The organism is Nocardioides conyzicola, from assembly GCF_039543825.1.
GTDB lineage: Bacteria > Actinomycetota > Actinomycetes > Propionibacteriales > Nocardioidaceae > Nocardioides > Nocardioides conyzicola.
In genome coordinates, this window is the sequence record NZ_BAABKM010000002.1 from 714,506 (window position 1) to 730,048 (window position 15,543).

The window sequence follows — 15,543 nt, forward strand, 5'->3', positions numbered from 1 at the left end:
CAGATCTGAACAATGGTGACATGGACGTACGTCGGCTCCGGCTGCTCCTCGAGCTCTCCCGGCTGGGGTCGATGCACGAGGTCGCCGCCGAGCTCGGCACCACGACGTCCGCGGTGTCCCAAGGCATCGCCGCCCTGGCCCGCGAGGTGCACACCCCGCTGGTCGAGCCGGACGGCCGCCGGGTGCGGCTGACCCCCGCCGGCCACCGGCTGGCCGAGCACGCGGTCACCATCCTCGCCGCCGTGGAGGCCGCGCGCCTCGACCTCGACCCGGCCGCCGAACCTGTCGGGGTGCTGCGGGTCGCCGGCTTCGCGACCGCCATCCGGCGTTCGCTCCTGCCCGCGATGGACGACCTCGCGCAGACCCACCCCGGCATCGAGGTGCGGGTGCACGAGTACGAGCCGCTCGAGGCGTTCGACCTGCTCGCCCGCGACGACGTCGACCTCGCGCTCACCTACGACTACAACCTCGCACCTCTCTCCTGGCGCAGCGACCACGAGGTCGCCGAGCTGTGGAGCGTGGACTGGGGCCTCGGCGTGCCGGCCCGGGAGAGGCGCGCGCCGTTCGCGTCCTACGCCGACCGCGACTGGATCGTGAACTCTCGCAACACCGCCGACGAGGAGGTGCTCCGCACGCTCGCCTCGATGGCCGGCTTCACGCCGCGGATCGTGCACCGGATCGACGCGCTGGAGCTGGTCGACGACCTGATCGTGGCCGGGCGCGGGATCGGGCTGCTGCCACGCGGCCCGGCGTCCCGGCGCGGCGTGCGCGTGCTGCCGCTGACCGACCCGCGGGTCACCATGCGGGCGTACGCCGTGACGCGGCGCGGCCGCGACCGGTGGCCGCCCCTGCGCGCGGTGCTGGACCGGCTGGCCGTGCCGACCTAAGGGGCGAGCTCCTCGTAGCCGCCGCCGACGGTGTCTGCGACGGCCTGCAGGCGGGCCCGCGTGATGTCGGCGACCGTCAGCAGGCCGGCGTTGCGGGCGTTGGAGCCGGGGCGGGTGGGCTCGGCGGAGTTCACGCTGACGCAGCGGCGTGAGCCACCGTCGGCGGCGTTCTGGAGGGCGACCGCGTGCCCCGTCGTACCGCTGCCCGCGAAGAAGTCGACCACCAGCGCGTCGTCGGGCATCGTCCCGAGGATCCGGCGGACCAGCCCGGTCGGCTTCGGCGACTCGAAGACGTGGCCGACCAGCTCCTTGAGCTCGGCGACGGCGGTGTCCGTCGAGCCGACCTCCTCGGCGAGCCAGATGGTGCGCAGCTTCTTGCGTCGACCACCGGGGACGTCGCGGTGCAGCCAGTCGCGCTGGTAGACGTCGACCCGGTCGCCGTTCTTGCCCTTGACCACGCGGCAGACCACGTCCTCGGGGCGCTCGTCGATGAGCGGTCGGCTCCACCGCCAGACCGCCGGCCGGCCGTCACCGAAGACGGGCTCGATCTCGACCGCCCCGTCGAACGGCGTCGTGCTCACCCGCCCGCTCCCGGGATCGCCCCAGACGGCGAAGTGCAGGGTGCGCGCCGTGACCGGGTTGAACTTCTTGTTGGTGTTGCGCAGCGGCAGCAGCCGGTGGCGCCGCCCGTCCGGCGCCGTCAGCGGGAAGTCGCGCTCGTCGACGCCGTCGGCGCTGCTCGCGTCGAGGACCGTACGCCGGGCGTCGCGCGCGTAGACCAGGACGTACTCGTGGTTGGTCGCGAAGCCCTTGCCGAGCTGGCGGCCCTTCGGGTTGAGGTTGACCACCACCTGGGCGAGCAGGTTGTCCTCGCCGTACACCTCGTCCATCAGCAGCCGCAGGTGCGCGACCTCGTTGTCGTCGATGCTGACGAAGATCGCGCCTGTCTCGGCCAGCACCTCGCGCGCGGCCTCCAGCCGCGGCCGCATCATCGCGACCCAGGCCTGGTGGCGGCTGCGCCGCGAGCCGTCCTCCCGGAAGTCGTCGTGGTAGGCGAAGTCGTTGCCGGTGTTGTACGGCGGGTCGATGTAGACCAGGTCGACGGCGCGGCCGAGGCGAGCAGGCAGCGTCGGCAGCACGTCGAGGTTGTCGCCCTCGACGAACGCGTTCCACGGCTCGCCCATGCCGCTGAGGGTAGGACGACACGCGGAGCTCCTGCCTGATCCGCGCCGAGGGCGACCTACCCTGGGGCGGGTGCGGACTCGGGTGTCGGTGGTCGTGGGCGTGCTCGCGTGCGCCCTCGTCACCGGCTCGCCGGCCATCGCCGAGAGGTCCGAGCACGCCGACCGGCGGGTGCTGCACCCCCGGCACACCTCGGGCGACGAGCCCGGCTGGATCGCACCCGACGTGGTCGGCCGGCTCGGCGCCTCGCAGCGCTCGAGCGTCATCACCCGCGCGGTCGTCCCGGGCGTGACCTACACACGCTGGACGCAGACCGACGCCCGCGGCCCCATCCAGGCGCACCTGCTCACCCTCGATCCCCGGACTCCCGGGCTGCGGCTCGACTACGCCGACTCGGGCACCGTGCGCGGCGTCGCGACCGTGCCCGACATCCTCGCGCGCGGCGGTGCGGTGGCCGGCGTCAACGGGGACTTCTACGACATCGGGCGGACGGGCGCCCCGCTCGGCCTCGGCAAGGACCGCGCCCACGGTGTGCTGCACGGCCGCACGAGCGGCTGGAACTCCGCCTTCTACCTCGACCACCGCGGCCGGCCGCGGATCGGCGAGCTGCCGCTGGACCTGCGGGTGCGGCACCACCCCGAGATCACGCTGACCACCCTGAACTCGCCGTACGTGCCGGCCGACAGCGTCGGCTACTACACGCCGCGCTGGGGACCGACGGCCGGCTACGCCGTGACCCAGGGCCAGCGCACGAAGGTCCGGGCGGTGTGGATCAAGCACCACCGGGTCGTCCGGGTGGCCACGAGGCTCAAGGCCGGCAAGGTGATCCCGGGTGGCGTGCTGATCGGCCGGGGTGCCGGGGTGCGCCAGCTCCGCGGCCTCAAGAAGGGCATGCGGGTCGTGGTGCGCGCCGCCCTCCGGGGCCACCCGCGGATGGCCATCACCGGCAACCAGCTGCTGGTCACCGATGGCGTCGTGAGCGTCATCGACAACCGGGTGATGCACCCGCGGACGGCGATCGGCGTCGACAACGACACCGGCGAGATCCTGCTGCTGGTCATCGACGGCCGGCGTGCGGGCAGTCGCGGCTACACGATGCTCGAGCTGGCCAACCTGATGGTCGACCTGGGCGCCGACCAGGCGCTCAACCTCGACGGCGGCGGGTCGTCGACGATGGTGGCGCGCGGCCTCGAGGGCCGCAACCGCGTCGTGAACACGCCGTCCGACGGCTTCCTACGCCGGGTCGCCAACGCGCTCGAGGTGACCTACCGCAAGCCGAAGGGCTAGGCGGGCAGCAGCACCAGCGCGACCGTCGTGATCGGCGCGAAGCACTCCTTGGTCGGCGAGGGCAGGACGGCGCGGAGCGTGACGGCGTCGGCCGTGCCCGTGCCCACCACCTTCGTCGGCACCTCGCAACCGATCGCCACCACCGCCAGCGCCAGCTGCTTGCCCGCCGGCACGTCCGCGCCGGCGACCGCGTCCACGATCTCGCCCTGCAGGCGGTCGTTGCGGAAGCCCGCGCCGTACTCCCGCGCCGCGGCCTCGTCGGCGACCGGTGTCGGCCGCGTGGTGACGACCCCGCCCGCCGACGTACCCGTCAGCATCGCGACCGTGGTGACCTGCGGCGCACCGTCACTCCCACCGGAGCCGGCGCTCGACCCCGGGTCGGAGTCCGAGCCGCAGCCGACCAGCGCGAGGAGGAGCAGGACGGTCCCGAGAGTGCGGCGCATGATGATGGGACGGTAGCCGCTGCCGTACGGTTCCGGAGTGCCCCGCTTCACCCGAGCCGAGCTCGAGTCCTACCGCGACGCGGAGGTGCCCGACCTGCTCCCCGGTCCCGGCGACCCCCGGCTGAGGCTGCTGTTCGTCGGCATCAACCCGGGGCTGTGGACCGCGGCCGTGCAGACCCACTTCGCTCGGCCGGGCAACCGCTTCTACCCCGCGCTGCTGGCCGCCGGCATCATCGACCGGCCGGTCGACGCGGGCGCGGGGATGACCGACGACGACCGGGACTACTTCCGGGCGCGCGGCCTCGGCATCACCAACGTCGTACGCCGGGCGACCGCCCGCGCCGACGAGCTCACCGCCGAGGAGCTGCGCGAGGGCGGTCGGCAGCTGGTCGAGCGGATCGAGCGGACGACTCCGACGGTCGTCGCCATCCTCGGGGTCACCGCCTACCGCGCGGCGTTCTCGGTGCCCCGCGCAACCGTGGGCCGCCAGGCCGAGCCGCTGGCCGGGGCCGAGCTGTGGGTGGTGCCCAACCCCAGCGGGCTCAACGCCCACGACACGGTGCAGTCGCTCGCGTCGGCGTACGGCGAGGCGGCGCGGGCCGCGGGAGTCCTCTAGGCACCGCGTGCCACGCTGGGCGCCATGAGCGACACACTCTCCGGTCCCATCGTCGTCACCGGCGCGAACGGCTTCGTCGACGCCCGGGTCTGCCAGGCGCTCGCGGAGCGCGGCGTCCCGGTGCGGGCGGTGGTCCGTCGCGCCGGGGCAGCGCCGGTGCTGCCGGGCGTCGAGGAGCACGTCGGCGACTTCGGCGACGCCGACTTCGCGGCCTCGGTCCTGGCCGGCGCGAGCGCCGCCGTCACCACCGTCCACCCGATGGCGAGCGACGCCGCGACCCAGCGGCAGGTCGGCGTCGAGGCGACGAGCACGTTCGCGCGGGAGGCGGTCCGGGCAGGCGTCGACCGGCTGGTGCACGTCTCGACCGCCGCCGTCTACGACCGCTCGCCCGGCGTCGGCGACGTGGACGAGTCGTCCGACCTGGTCGGCGACGACGCCAACGCCTACTCGGTCACCAAGCGCGACACCGACGCCGCCCTGGCCGCGGTCGACGGACTGACCCGCGTGCTGGTGCGACCGCCCGCCATCCTCGGCGCCGGCGAGACCTCGGTGTGGAACACGCTGCGGCCCGCCGAGGTCCGCGACGACGCGTCCGAGCGGCGTACGACGCCCGACGCGACGTTCTCGTGGGTGCACGTCGACGACCTCGCGGCGTTCCTCGCCGACGTCGCCACCGGTGGGATCGGCACCGCCGACGACCCGGCGGCCGGTCCGGTCGCGGGCGGCTGCACCGCCGTCAACCTCGCCGCTCCCCCGGCCACCCAGCGCGACTACCTCGGGACGGTCACGGCCGCGCTGGGCGTCGAGCCGGAGTGGCAGGACGGTCCCGCGTGGACGGGTCGGATCGTCGCCGATCGGGCCCGGGCGTGGGGCTGGGCGCCGGGTGTCGGGCTCGACCAGGCGCTGGCCGAGATCACCGCAGGGCTGCGCTGACCTCAGGCAGGGAAGACCTGGTCCTTGCCGAGCACGGTCAACCCGTCCTCGACCAGGAACCCGCGGGCCCGGTCGGCCTCGAGGTCGACGCCGATGGTGGCGCCGGGCGGGATCACGACGTTCTTGTCGAGGATGGCGTTGTGGACCACCGCGCCGTCGCCGATGCGCACGCCGTTCATCAGCACCGAGCCGACGACCTCCGCGCCGGCACCGACCCGGACCGCCGGTGACAGCACCGAGCTCTGGACCCGTCCGCCGGTCACCACCACACCGGGCGACAGCACCGCCTCGTCGACGAACGGCGCCTGCCCCGCGGCGCCCTTCACCAGCTTGGCCGGCGGCTGCGGGCCGTACGACGTGTAGATCGGCCAGTCGAAGTTGTAGAGGTTGAAGACCGGCAGCGGCGACACGACGTCCATGTGCGCGTCGTAGTACGACGACATCGTCCCGACGTCGCGCCAGTAGCCGCGGTCGCGGTCGGTCGAGCCGGCGACGTCGTTGTTCTTGTAGTCGTAGACGGCCGCCTGCTGACGGCGTACGAACGACGGCACGATGTCGCCGCCCATGTCGTGCTTGGAGCCGATCTCGGTGGCGTCGCGGGTCACCGCCTCGACGAGCGCGTCGGCGTCGAAGACGTAGTTGCCCATCGACGCGAGCACCTCGCCGGGGCTGTCCGGCAGGCCGACCGGGTTGGTCGGCTTCTCGAGGAAGTCGCGGATCTTGGCGGGCTCGTCGGGGTGCACGTCGATGACGCCGAACTGGTCGGCCAGCTCGATCGGCTGCCGGATCGCGGCCACGGTGCAGGCCGCGCCGCTGGCGACGTGCGCCTTCACCATCTGGTGGAAGTCCATCCGGTAGACGTGGTCGGCGCCCACCACGATCACGATGTCCGGCTTCTCGTCCTTGATCAGGTTGAGGGACTGGTAGATCGCGTCGGCGCTGCCGAGGTACCAGTTCTTGCCGACCCGCTGCTGCGCCGGCACCGGGGTCACGTAGTTGCCGAGCATCGTCGACATCCGCCAGGTCTGGGTGACGTGCCGGTCGAGGCTGTGCGACTTGTACTGCGTCAGCACGACCACCTGGAGGTAGCCGCTGTTGACGACGTTGGACAGCGCGAAGTCGATCAGGCGGTAGATGCCGGCGAACGGCACCGCCGGCTTGGCGCGGTCCGCGGTCAGCGGCATCAGCCGTTTGCCCTCGCCTCCCGCCAGCACGATCGCGAGGACCTTCTTCCGGGAACCGATAGCCATGGACTCAACGTAGTCCGACCCGAGTAGGTTCGACATCGTGCGAGTCGACGTGTTGTCCCGTGAGTACCCACCCGAGGTGTACGGCGGCGCCGGCGTGCACGTCGCCGAGCTGGTCCGCGCGCTGCGGGCGCGGTCGGACGTCGAGGCCCACGTCCACGCCTTCGGGGCCATCCGCGACGAGCCGCTGACCTCGTCGTACGCCGACCTCGCCGAGCTGTCCGGCGCCAACGCGGCGCTGCGGACGCTCGGGGTCGACCTGGCCATCGCCGACGGCTGCGCGGGCACCGAGCTGGTGCACTCGCACACCTGGTACGCCAACTTCGCCGGGCACCTCGCCTCGCTGCTGCACGGCGTGCCGCACGTCGTCTCGGCGCACTCGCTCGAGCCGCTGCGGCCGTGGAAGGCCGAGCAGCTCGGGGGTGGCTACGCCGTCTCGTCGTACGTCGAGAGGACGTCGTACGAGGCAGCGGCGGCCGTGATCGCGGTGTCGGCGGCGATGCGCGACGACGTGCTGGCGTCGTACCCCGCGATCGACCCGGCGCGCGTGCACGTCGTGCACAACGGCATCGACACGGCCGGCTGGTCACCCCGCGTCGCTCCCGACCGGGTGCGGGAGCTGGGCGTCGACCCGGACCGGCCGTCGGTGGTGTTCGTCGGCCGGATCACCCGGCAGAAGGGGCTGCCGCTCTTCCTGCGCGCGTGCGCCCAGCTGCCGCCGGAGGTGCAGGTCGTGCTGTGCGCCGGCGCACCCGACACGGCGGAGATCATGGCCGAGGTCGAGGGGCTGGTGGCCGGGCTGCGCGCCTCGCGCTCCGGCGTGGTCTGGATCCCGGAGATGCTGCCGCGTCCCGACGTGGTCGCGCTGCTCACGGCCGCCACCGTCTTCGCCTGCCCGTCGATCTACGAGCCGCTCGGCATCGTCAACCTCGAGGCGATGGCCTGCGAGACCGCCGTCGTCGCCACCGCCACCGGCGGCATCCCGGAAGTGGTCGTCCAGGGCGAGACCGGCCGTCTGGTGCCGATCCTGCAGGCCACCGACGGCACCGGCACGCCGCTCGACCCGGAACAGTACGTCGCCGACTTCGCCGAGGCGCTGATCGCCGTGGTGTCCGACCCGACCCGTGCCGCCGAGATGGGCCGGGCCGGCCGGGTGCGGGCGATCGAGTCCTTCAGCTGGGACGCGATCGCCGAGCGGACCGTCGAGGTCTACCGCTCGGTGCTCTGAGCGGGCGACCGGCGTGCTCCTGGGGCACTTCATGAACTTCTGGGGCTCTGCAGAGCCCCAGAAGTTCAGCGATACCCGGTTAACCGGGTATCCCTGGGACGACCTCAGGCCGCCCGAGGCAACCCCCGCACCCCCGGCACGGCGACCACGCAGAGAGCGGCGCCGACGCCGAGGACCGTCATCCAGACGAGCGTCACCTGCAGGCCGAGGGACGCGCTGACGGCGCCGGCGAGGACGTTGCCGAGCGGGATCATGCCGGCGCTGGTGAGGTAGTCGTACGACGACACCCGCGACAGCGAGGCCGACGGGATGTGCTCGCCCAGCGACGTCTCCCACAGCGTGAACGCGCCGGTCACGCACACCCCGGCGAGCAGCTCGAGCCCCGCGATCCCCCACGTGCCGAGCCCCGACCCGATGAACGCCGCCTGGCCCGACGCCCCGACCAGCAGCACCGCCGCCACCCGCAGCGCGTGGGCCGGGCGCCACCGCAGCAGCAGGAGGTCGCCGAGCACGCAGCCGATGCCGAAGGCCGCGACGATGATCGCCCACGACCGCGCACCGTCGAGCTCCTCCTCCATGAGCACCGGACCGATCACGAAGATCGCCGGCAGCACGACCACGTGGTACGCCGCGAAGCCGCCCAGGAACGCCAGCACCCACGACCGGGACCGCACCTCGCCCCAGCCCTGCCGGAGCGAGGTCCAGAAGTGGTCGGTCGTCGCCGCGGGGTCCTCCGCCGACACGACGGCGTCGACCACCCCCGCCCGCATCGGCAGCAGCAGCGCGATCGACACGGCGAAGGTGGCGGCGTCGAAGAGGAGCGCACCGCCCGGCCCGCCTGCGAACGCGATCAGCACGCCCGCGATCACCGGGCCCACGATGGAGCCGACCGAGTAGGACAGCCCCCGCAGCGCGTTGGCCGGCTGGATGTTGGTGGGCGCGACCGTGGTCGGCAGTAGTCCGCTGAAGGCCGGGGCGAAGAACGCGTCGGCGGCGCCGTACGCCGCCGCGATCACGGCCAGGTGTACGACGTGCGCCATGTCGGTCAGCAGCAGCACCGCCGCGAGCACCTGGCAGGCCAGCCGCACGGCGTCCGACACGACCAGGATCCGCTTGCGGTCCCAGCGGTCGGCCCAGACGCCGGCCGGCAGCGCGAGCACCACGAAGGGCAGGAACTGCGCCGCGGACACCAGCGCCACCTCTGCCACGCCACCGCCGGTGGCGAGCACGGCGAAGGGCAGGGCCACCATCGTGACGCGGTCGCCGAGGACCGAGAGCACCTGGCTGCCGAAGAGCAGACGGTACTGCGGCTCGTCGCGCAGCACCGCCGGCAGCCGGATCCCCCTCGTCACCGCCGCAGGATGCCCTACCGTGTGGCCCCGTGACCAAGGTTATTTTCGCGCTCTGGGGTGACGGCCTCGCCACGGCCCTGCACGACCCCGCCCTGCACGAGCGGCTCGCCACGGCCGGCGTACGACGGCTCCAGCTCAACGTCGACGACGAGCCGGTCGCCGCGGCGATGCGGATCCCGGAGTTCGAGCAGCCGATCGGCGCGCTCGTCAGCGTCTGGGACGTCGAGGCGGGACCCGTCGCGGAGGTGCTGGGCACGGTGGTCACCACCGTGCACGGGTACGCCGTCGAGGAGCGCCGCCGCCTCGACCCGCCGGAGGCGTGGGACGGATCCCGCGCCGACGCGCTGGCCAACGTCGCCGTGCTGCGCCGGCCCGCCGACCTCCCGCGCGAGGAGTGGCTGCAGATCTGGATGGTGGACCACACGCCGATCGCGGTGCGCACCCAGGCGACCTTCGGCTACGTGCAGAACATCGTGCTGGAGGCGGTCACCCCGGACGCGCCCCGGCTCGACGCGTTCGTCGAGGAGCTCTTCCCGAGCGCGGGCATCACTGACATGCACGCCTTCTACGGCAGCCGCGGCGACGACGCCGAGCTCAACCGCCGGCTCACCGAGCTGATGACCAGCGTGGCGCGCTTCGGCGCCGACCGCGACCTCGACCTGGTGCCGAGCAGCCGCTACCTCTACGAGCTGGGGTAGGTCCGCACGTCGACCACGTTGGGGTAGAACGCGACGTGGCCGGCGATCGGGGCGACCGCGTCGTACGGCGTCTCGTAGGTCCATACGACGTTGTCGTGGGTGTCCCCATCGACGACGAGGCTGTAGTAGGAGGCGTCGCCCTTGTAGGGGCAGTACGTCGCGTGGTCGGTGCGCTCCAGCACGGCCGCGTCGACGTCCGCCAGCGGCACGTACTGCACCGCCGGGTAGCTCGCCTCCTGCAGCGTCAGGGCCGACGTCGTGTCGGCGAGCGTCCGGTCTCCCAGCGTGACGACGACGCGGTCCGGGTTCGGCGTGACGGTGATCGGGTGGCTGGCGTCGGGCACCAGCACAGGCTTCTCGCTCATACCTGTGCAACACCGCGGGGCTCGCGCGGATTCCGCTCAGGGCCTGTCGTCAGTGCTGGGTGGAGTCGTAGGTGATCGTGCCGTCGGCCGCGGCCCCGAGGTACGCCGTCTCGTCGTACTCGTTGCTGGCGTAGGCCCACATCGTCGCCCCGTCGGGGTCGGAGGTGCGCACGATGGCGTACCAGGACGTCGGGTCCTCGACGAGGTCGCGCACCCGGTCCACCAGGTCGACCACGACCGCACCGTCCACGCTCGCCAGGTCGAACCGGTCGAACGACGCGGTGCTCTTGCTGTTGTTGGACCGCAGGTCCGTGCCGTCCCAGTACCAGGACTCCTGACGCTTGGTCGTCGCGTCGACCGGCACCGAGACCACGGCGTACGCCGGGTAGAGCACCGCGTCGAAGACCGTGGTGCCTCCGGTCTCCTCCTCGACGGCGGCCACCAGCTCGTCGTACCCCTCCGCGGTGAGCACCTGGGCGTCGGCGGGTCCCGCGGCACCCGCGTCCACCTCGTCGTCACCGCTGCCGACCCCGAGGACCGCGGCCACCACGCCGACGACCACCACGAGGACCGCGACCACCGGGATCAGGAAGAGCGTCCTCGGCAGCCTGCCGACCCGGGCGACGGCGCCGGGGGCGACCGAGAAGTCGGCCAGGCCGGTCGGTGCCGGGCCGTACGGCACAAGCGCCGGCACCTCCGGCTCCACCGGCACGGGATCGGTCCGGTAGGTCGGCGGGGTGTCGTCCGACGGATCCTCCGGCGTGCCCACCCTCCGCACGCTAGCGGCAGAAGAACCCGGCTAGATGAAGATCCCCAGGATCAGCACCACGAAGAGGCCGGTCACCGACAGCACCGTCTCCATCAGCGACCAGGTCTTGATCGTCTGGCCGACGGTCATGCCGAAGTACTCCTTCACCAGCCAGAAGCCGGCGTCGTTGACGTGAGAGAAGAACAGCGACCCGGCGCCGACGGCGAGCACGACCAGCGAGACCTCGCCGGTGGACAGGCCGTCCACCAGCGACACCATGAGCGAGCTGGCGGTGATGGTGGCGATCGTCGCCGAGCCCGTGGCGAGCCGGATCAGGACCGCCAGGACCCAGGCGAGCAGCAGGACCGAGACGTTGGCGCCGTCGGCCCAGTCCGCGAGCCGGGTGCCGATGCCGGTGTCGACCAGCACCTGCTTGAAGCCGCCGCCGGCCGACACGATCACGAGGATGCCGGCGATCGGCGGGAGGGCCGCGGTGACCGTGTCCGAGATCTTCTGCAGCCCCATCCCGGAGCCACGGCCGAAGGTCACCATCGCGACCAGCACGGCGATGAGCAGCGCGACGAACGGGTTGCCGATCACGTCGAACACCTGCTGCACCGTGCGGTCGGGGTCGTCGACGACGATGTCGGCCACCGCCTTGCTCAGCATGAGGACCACCGGCAGCAGGACGGTCGCGAGCGTGACGCCGAAGGAGGGTCGCTCCGAGACCTCTCGCTCCTCGCTCTCCCAGGTGTCGGGGGCGTCCAGGACCACCCACCGGCCGGCGAGCATCCCGAAGAGCGGTCCGGCCACGATGATCGTGGGGATCGCGACCACCAGACCGAGGGCCAGGGTGACGCCGAGGTTGGCGTCGAGGTAGCCGATGGCGGTGACCGGGCCCGGGTGCGGCGGCACGAAGCCGTGCATCGCCGAGAGGCCGGCCAGGGCCGGGATGCCGACGGTCACCAGCGAGACCTGAGCGCGCTTGGACACCAGGTAGATGACCGGCATCAGCAGCACGAGACCGATCTCGAAGAACATCGGCAGGCCGATGATCGCGCCCACCAGCGCCATCGCCCAGGGCAGCATCCGCCCCGACGCCCTGCCGACGATCGTGTCGACGATCTGGTCGGCGCCGCCCGAGTCAGCGAGCAGCTTGGCGAACATCGCACCGAGGGCGATCAGCGAGCCGACGCCGGCCGCGGTCGTGCCGAACCCGGTGGTGAAGGACGTGAGCACGTCGTTGACGTTCTCGCCCGCCACGATGCCGACCGTCAGGCCGCCGAGGATCAGGGCGAGGAAGGGGTGCAGCTTGAGGACGGTGATCAGCAGGACGATCAGGCCGATGCCGATCAGTGCGGCGGCGACCAGCTGTCCACCGCCGGCGACCGGCTCGACCAGATCGGTGCCGGCGAGCGGCAGGGCGAGCAGGGCGGACATCAACGATCCTCACGGTTCATGTGGTCCACGTACCCCTGCACGATGTCGTCGACACTCTGGTCGACCTCCAGGACGAGGCCGTCCTCGTCCGGCGAGAGCGGTTCGAGGGTCGCGAACTGCGAGGTCAACAGCGACGCGGGCATGAAGTGGCCGGGGCGGCCCGCCTGCCGGACCGCGATCACCTCGGGGGACCCCTCGAGGAGCAGGAAATGCACGTGGGGCGCGTGGTGGCGGATCTGGTCGCGGTACTTGCGCTTCAGTGCGGAGCAGCTCATCACGCCGCCGCCGTCCTCGTGGACGCCGAGCCACTCGCCGACGATCTCCAACCAGGGGAACCGGTCCTCGTCGCTCAGGGACTCACCCCGGCTCATCTTGGCGATGTTGGCGGACGGGTGCAGGTCGTCGGCGTCCGCGAAGGGCACCCGCATCCGCTGCGCGATGGCCGCGCCGACGGTGGACTTGCCCGAGCCCGAGACACCCATCACCACGAGGGGTCGCATGGCCCCACGCTATCCGGCCGCGTCCTCCGAGGCACCGGCGGCCGCCGGCTCCGACGTCGTGGCGGCCGGCTGCTCGCTCGCCGGCTCCGACTCCGGGGGGTCGGCGGGCGGGGTCGGCTCCACCGAGGGCGTCTCGGCGGGCTCGACCGGCGCGTCCGAGGACGCAGGTGCCGAGGGCTGCTCCGTCGGCTCGCCCGTCGGGGGCGACGGCTCGTCGCCGGGGTCGGTCGGGCCGTCGGTGGGAGTCGCCGGATCCGTGGGCTCGGCGGGGTCGGCGACCGTCACCGTGAACGGGTCGGACGTGCTCCCCTCCGTCATCGGGGTGCTGAAGACCTTCCAGCGGTACGTCGTCGTCTGGCGCACCCGGACGGTCGCCCGGACGTGGGCGCCCTGGTCGACCTGGACGGTGTCCCAGGTCCCGTCGGGCTGCTTCGCCTGCAGCACGGCCCGGGCACCCGCGATCGGCGTACCCCGGTCGTCCGCGACCGTGCCGGTCAACGTCACGCGATCACCCGCGGTCACCGGCGCGGACGGCCCGTCGATGGTGGTCGTCGACCGGTAGCCCTCGAAGTCGTACGTCGTCGACGCGCCCGGCCGCCCGATCTGCCAGCCGTCCAGGCTGACCGGGTTGCCGTCGCAGCCGAAGGCGACGGAGTAGAAGCCGTAGCCGTCGCCGCCCATCGCCCGGACGAACGCCGGCACCCCGGAGGAGCCGACGGTGGCGACCTGCTCCCGCGTGGACATGTCGTACTTGGTCCAGACGTAGCCGAGCCCGGTCACCGGGACGGTCGTCCAGCCGGTGCTCGCAGGGGCGGAGACCTCGGCCCGGCCGATCCACATCAGGTCGGTGCCGGTGTCGGCCGGCGCCTGGAAGCCGGCGTACGCGACCCCGGTCGTCCCGGACTCGGCGCGCACGGCCATCGACGCCACGGACGTGGTAGCCATCGACTCGACGTAGCCCACGACGCCGACGGCGTTGCCGCCGGCCGGGTCGAAGGCGAGGCTGCGCTTCCCGAGGCCGCCGGTGCCCTGGTTGACGCCGATCATCGGCTGCAGGGACTCGGCGGCGCGGTCGAAGACGGCGTCGCAGCCGACCATGGTCAGCTGGGCCCGGTTGCCGGCGGGGAGGTCGGTGCCGCGGACGACGACGACGGCGTCACCGGACGCGGAGGCGCCCACGAGCGCGCCTGACGCGACGGCGGCCAGCGCCGTCGCCACGACCACAACTCCCCGACGCACTGCGCTCCCCAGTTCCATTCCCATGTAGCTCCCGAGATCTCTCCCCAGGCTACGTCCGATCCTCCCGGGGCTGCCCCAGGTTCCCGAAAATGGATGAACGACCCCTCCCGGACCCGCGGAAAAACGGATGCTACTGAGCGGTCGCTTCGTGGACGCGGCATGATGTGGGGTGTTCACCAGAGCCACCCAGGAGGTGCACCGATGCAGCTGGCGCTGTCGGCCGAGGACGCCGAGTTCCGCGACCAGATGCGGGAGTTCTTCACCACGAAGATCCCGCAGGAGATCCGCGACGCCGTACGAGACCGACGCGAGCTCGGCAAGGACGCGTTCGTCCAGAGCATGCAGATCCTCAACGAGGCCGGCCTCGCGGTGCCGAACTGGCCCGTCGAGTGGGGCGGCCAGGACTGGTCCCCGCTGCGTCGCCACATCTGGCACGAGGAGATGCAGCGGGCGTTCGTCCCGACTCCCCTCGCCTTCAACGCCTCGATGATCGGCCCGGTGATCGCGCAGTTCGCCTCCCAGGAGATGAAGGAGCGGTTCCTGCCGAAGACCGCCAACCTCGACATCTGGTGGTCGCAGGGCTTCTCCGAGCCCGACGCCGGCTCCGACCTCGCGTCGCTGCGCACCAGCGCCGTGCGCGACGGTGACGAGTACGTCGTCAACGGGCAGAAGACCTGGACCACGCTGGGCCAGTACGGCGACTGGATCTTCACGCTGGTCCGCACCAACCCCGACGTGAAGAAGCAGGCCGGCATCTCGCTGCTGCTGATCGACATGACCTCCGAGGGCGTCGACGTACGCCCGATCGAGCTCATCGACGGCGGCCACGAGGTCAACGAGGTGTGGTTCGACAACGTGCGCGTGCCGGTCGACAACCTCGTCGGCGAGGAGAACCGCGCCTGGGACTACGCCAAGTTCCTGCTCGGCAACGAGCGCGTCGGCGTCGCCCCCGTCGGAGCCACCAAGAGCTCCCTGGCCCAGGCCAAGGAGTGGGCGGCCAGCATCTCGGTCGGCGACGACCGGACGCTGCTCGACGACCCGCTGGTCTCGACCCGGATCGCCGAGCTCGAGAACGAGCTGCTCGCCCTCGAGCTGACCGCGCTGCGCGTCGTGGCCAACTCCGCCGACGGCAAGCCTCACCCGGCCTCGTCCGTGCTGAAGCTCAAGGGCACCGAGCTCCAGCAGGCGGTCACCGAGCTCATCGTCGACCTCGCCGGGCCGGCCTCGGTCGCCAGCGGTGCGACCGACGGGACCGACCTGCCCTGGTGGGCCACGCACTCCGTGCCGGTCTACCTCAACTTCCGCAAGGCCTCGATCTACGGCGGCTCCAACGAGGTGCAGCGCCAGATCATCGCCCGCACGATCCTGGGACTCTGAG

Annotated in this window: 16 protein-coding genes; 7 read left to right on the forward strand and 9 right to left on the reverse strand. The window is 72.3% G+C overall.

Annotation, left to right across the window (positions count from 1 at the left end; all coding sequences use genetic code 11):
- Positions 1-20 precede the first annotated feature (20 nt).
- A complete protein-coding gene (locus ABEA34_RS06495) occupies positions 21-887 on the forward strand; it encodes a LysR family transcriptional regulator (RefSeq protein WP_345520424.1) in 867 nt (288 codons plus the stop codon).
- Here ABEA34_RS06495 and ABEA34_RS06500 read toward each other — a convergent pair.
- Positions 884-2,071, reverse strand: coding sequence for a site-specific DNA-methyltransferase (locus ABEA34_RS06500; RefSeq protein WP_345520425.1), 1,188 nt, complete (start codon positions 2,069-2,071; stop codon positions 884-886). The two genes, ABEA34_RS06495 and ABEA34_RS06500, sit on opposite strands and share 4 nt — an antisense overlap.
- A 70-nt stretch (positions 2,072-2,141) precedes the next feature.
- On the opposite strand from ABEA34_RS06500, the gene ABEA34_RS06505 reads away from it, so the two are divergent.
- A complete protein-coding gene (locus tag ABEA34_RS06505) occupies positions 2,142-3,356 on the forward strand; it encodes a phosphodiester glycosidase family protein (protein ID WP_345520426.1) in 1,215 nt (404 codons plus the stop codon).
- Here the strand turns inward: ABEA34_RS06505 and ABEA34_RS06510 are convergent.
- Positions 3,353-3,799: a hypothetical protein gene (locus ABEA34_RS06510; protein WP_345520427.1), complete on the reverse strand. Its 447-nt coding sequence runs from the start codon at positions 3,797-3,799 to the stop codon at positions 3,353-3,355. The genes ABEA34_RS06505 and ABEA34_RS06510 overlap by 4 nt on opposite strands.
- Positions 3,800-3,836: 37 nt before the next feature.
- On the opposite strand from ABEA34_RS06510, the gene ABEA34_RS06515 reads away from it, so the two are divergent.
- Complete coding sequence (locus ABEA34_RS06515; protein ID WP_345520428.1) at positions 3,837-4,415, forward strand: mismatch-specific DNA-glycosylase; 579 nt, start codon at positions 3,837-3,839, stop codon at positions 4,413-4,415.
- A 24-nt stretch (positions 4,416-4,439) separates the two neighbouring features.
- Positions 4,440-5,348, forward strand: coding sequence for an NAD-dependent epimerase/dehydratase family protein (locus ABEA34_RS06520; protein ID WP_345520429.1), 909 nt, complete (start codon positions 4,440-4,442; stop codon positions 5,346-5,348).
- A gap of 2 nt (positions 5,349-5,350) precedes the next feature.
- Here ABEA34_RS06520 and glgC read toward each other — a convergent pair whose 3' ends face one another.
- Positions 5,351-6,598 (reverse strand): glucose-1-phosphate adenylyltransferase, encoded by a 1,248-nt coding sequence (gene glgC / locus ABEA34_RS06525; protein ID WP_345520430.1) that lies wholly within the window; start codon positions 6,596-6,598, stop codon positions 5,351-5,353.
- Positions 6,599-6,635: 37 nt separating this feature from the next.
- Here glgC and glgA point away from each other — a divergent pair, with 37 nt between their 5' ends.
- Positions 6,636-7,823 (forward strand): glycogen synthase, encoded by a 1,188-nt coding sequence (gene glgA, locus ABEA34_RS06530; protein WP_345520431.1) that lies wholly within the window; start codon positions 6,636-6,638, stop codon positions 7,821-7,823.
- Positions 7,824-7,927: 104 nt separating this feature from the next.
- Here glgA and ABEA34_RS06535 read toward each other — a convergent pair whose 3' ends face one another.
- A complete protein-coding gene (locus tag ABEA34_RS06535) occupies positions 7,928-9,175 on the reverse strand; it encodes an MFS transporter (RefSeq protein ID WP_345520432.1) in 1,248 nt (415 codons plus the stop codon).
- A gap of 29 nt (positions 9,176-9,204) precedes the next feature.
- Between ABEA34_RS06535 and ABEA34_RS06540 the strand changes: the two genes are divergently transcribed.
- The gene (locus ABEA34_RS06540) at positions 9,205-9,873 is read left to right on the forward strand and encodes a hypothetical protein (protein ID WP_345520433.1); all 669 of its coding nucleotides are present in this window, start codon (positions 9,205-9,207) and stop codon (positions 9,871-9,873) included.
- Here ABEA34_RS06540 and ABEA34_RS06545 read toward each other — a convergent pair.
- Genes ABEA34_RS06545 through ABEA34_RS06565 form a run of 5 tightly spaced genes read right to left on the reverse strand, consistent with a single transcriptional unit; the run spans position 9,858 to position 14,144 of the window.
- Positions 9,858-10,238 carry a DUF427 domain-containing protein gene (locus ABEA34_RS06545; RefSeq protein ID WP_345520434.1) on the reverse strand — a complete coding sequence of 127 codons (381 nt, stop codon included), beginning with the start codon at positions 10,236-10,238 and terminating at the stop codon, positions 9,858-9,860. The two genes, ABEA34_RS06540 and ABEA34_RS06545, sit on opposite strands and share 16 nt — an antisense overlap.
- Positions 10,239-10,287: 49 nt before the next feature.
- The gene (locus ABEA34_RS06550; RefSeq protein ID WP_345520435.1) at positions 10,288-11,007 is read right to left on the reverse strand and encodes a hypothetical protein; all 720 of its coding nucleotides are present in this window, start codon (positions 11,005-11,007) and stop codon (positions 10,288-10,290) included.
- Positions 11,008-11,037: 30 nt separating this feature from the next.
- The gene (locus ABEA34_RS06555) at positions 11,038-12,426 is read right to left on the reverse strand and encodes a GntP family permease (protein WP_345520436.1); all 1,389 of its coding nucleotides are present in this window, start codon (positions 12,424-12,426) and stop codon (positions 11,038-11,040) included.
- The gene (locus ABEA34_RS06560) at positions 12,426-12,926 is read right to left on the reverse strand and encodes a gluconokinase (RefSeq protein WP_345520437.1); all 501 of its coding nucleotides are present in this window, start codon (positions 12,924-12,926) and stop codon (positions 12,426-12,428) included. Before ABEA34_RS06560 ends, ABEA34_RS06555 begins: the two co-directional genes overlap by 1 nt.
- A 9-nt stretch (positions 12,927-12,935) precedes the next feature.
- The gene (locus ABEA34_RS06565) at positions 12,936-14,144 is read right to left on the reverse strand and encodes a hypothetical protein (RefSeq protein ID WP_345520438.1); all 1,209 of its coding nucleotides are present in this window, start codon (positions 14,142-14,144) and stop codon (positions 12,936-12,938) included.
- 222 nt (positions 14,145-14,366) lie between these two features.
- Between ABEA34_RS06565 and ABEA34_RS06570 the strand changes: the two genes are divergently transcribed.
- Positions 14,367-15,542, forward strand: coding sequence for an acyl-CoA dehydrogenase family protein (locus tag ABEA34_RS06570; RefSeq protein ID WP_345520439.1), 1,176 nt, complete (start codon positions 14,367-14,369; stop codon positions 15,540-15,542).
- Position 15,543 lies beyond the last annotated feature (1 nt).

Bases quoted from the DNA above. Each gene is read 5' to 3' on its own strand.
- ABEA34_RS06495 (WP_345520424.1), top strand. From the start codon at position 21: ATGGACGTACGTCGGCTCCGGCTGCTCCTCGAGCTCTCCCGGCTGGGG.
- ABEA34_RS06500 (WP_345520425.1), bottom strand. From the start codon at position 2,071: ATGGGCGAGCCGTGGAACGCGTTCGTCGAGGGCGACAACCTCGACGTG.
- ABEA34_RS06510 (WP_345520427.1), bottom strand. From the start codon at position 3,799: ATGCGCCGCACTCTCGGGACCGTCCTGCTCCTCCTCGCGCTGGTCGGC.
- ABEA34_RS06520 (WP_345520429.1), top strand. From the start codon at position 4,440: ATGAGCGACACACTCTCCGGTCCCATCGTCGTCACCGGCGCGAACGGC.
- glgC (WP_345520430.1), bottom strand. From the start codon at position 6,598: ATGGCTATCGGTTCCCGGAAGAAGGTCCTCGCGATCGTGCTGGCGGGA.
- ABEA34_RS06545 (WP_345520434.1), bottom strand. From the start codon at position 10,238: ATGAGCGAGAAGCCTGTGCTGGTGCCCGACGCCAGCCACCCGATCACC.
- ABEA34_RS06555 (WP_345520436.1), bottom strand. From the start codon at position 12,426: ATGTCCGCCCTGCTCGCCCTGCCGCTCGCCGGCACCGATCTGGTCGAG.
- ABEA34_RS06560 (WP_345520437.1), bottom strand. From the start codon at position 12,926: ATGCGACCCCTCGTGGTGATGGGTGTCTCGGGCTCGGGCAAGTCCACC.
- ABEA34_RS06570 (WP_345520439.1), top strand. From the start codon at position 14,367: ATGCAGCTGGCGCTGTCGGCCGAGGACGCCGAGTTCCGCGACCAGATG.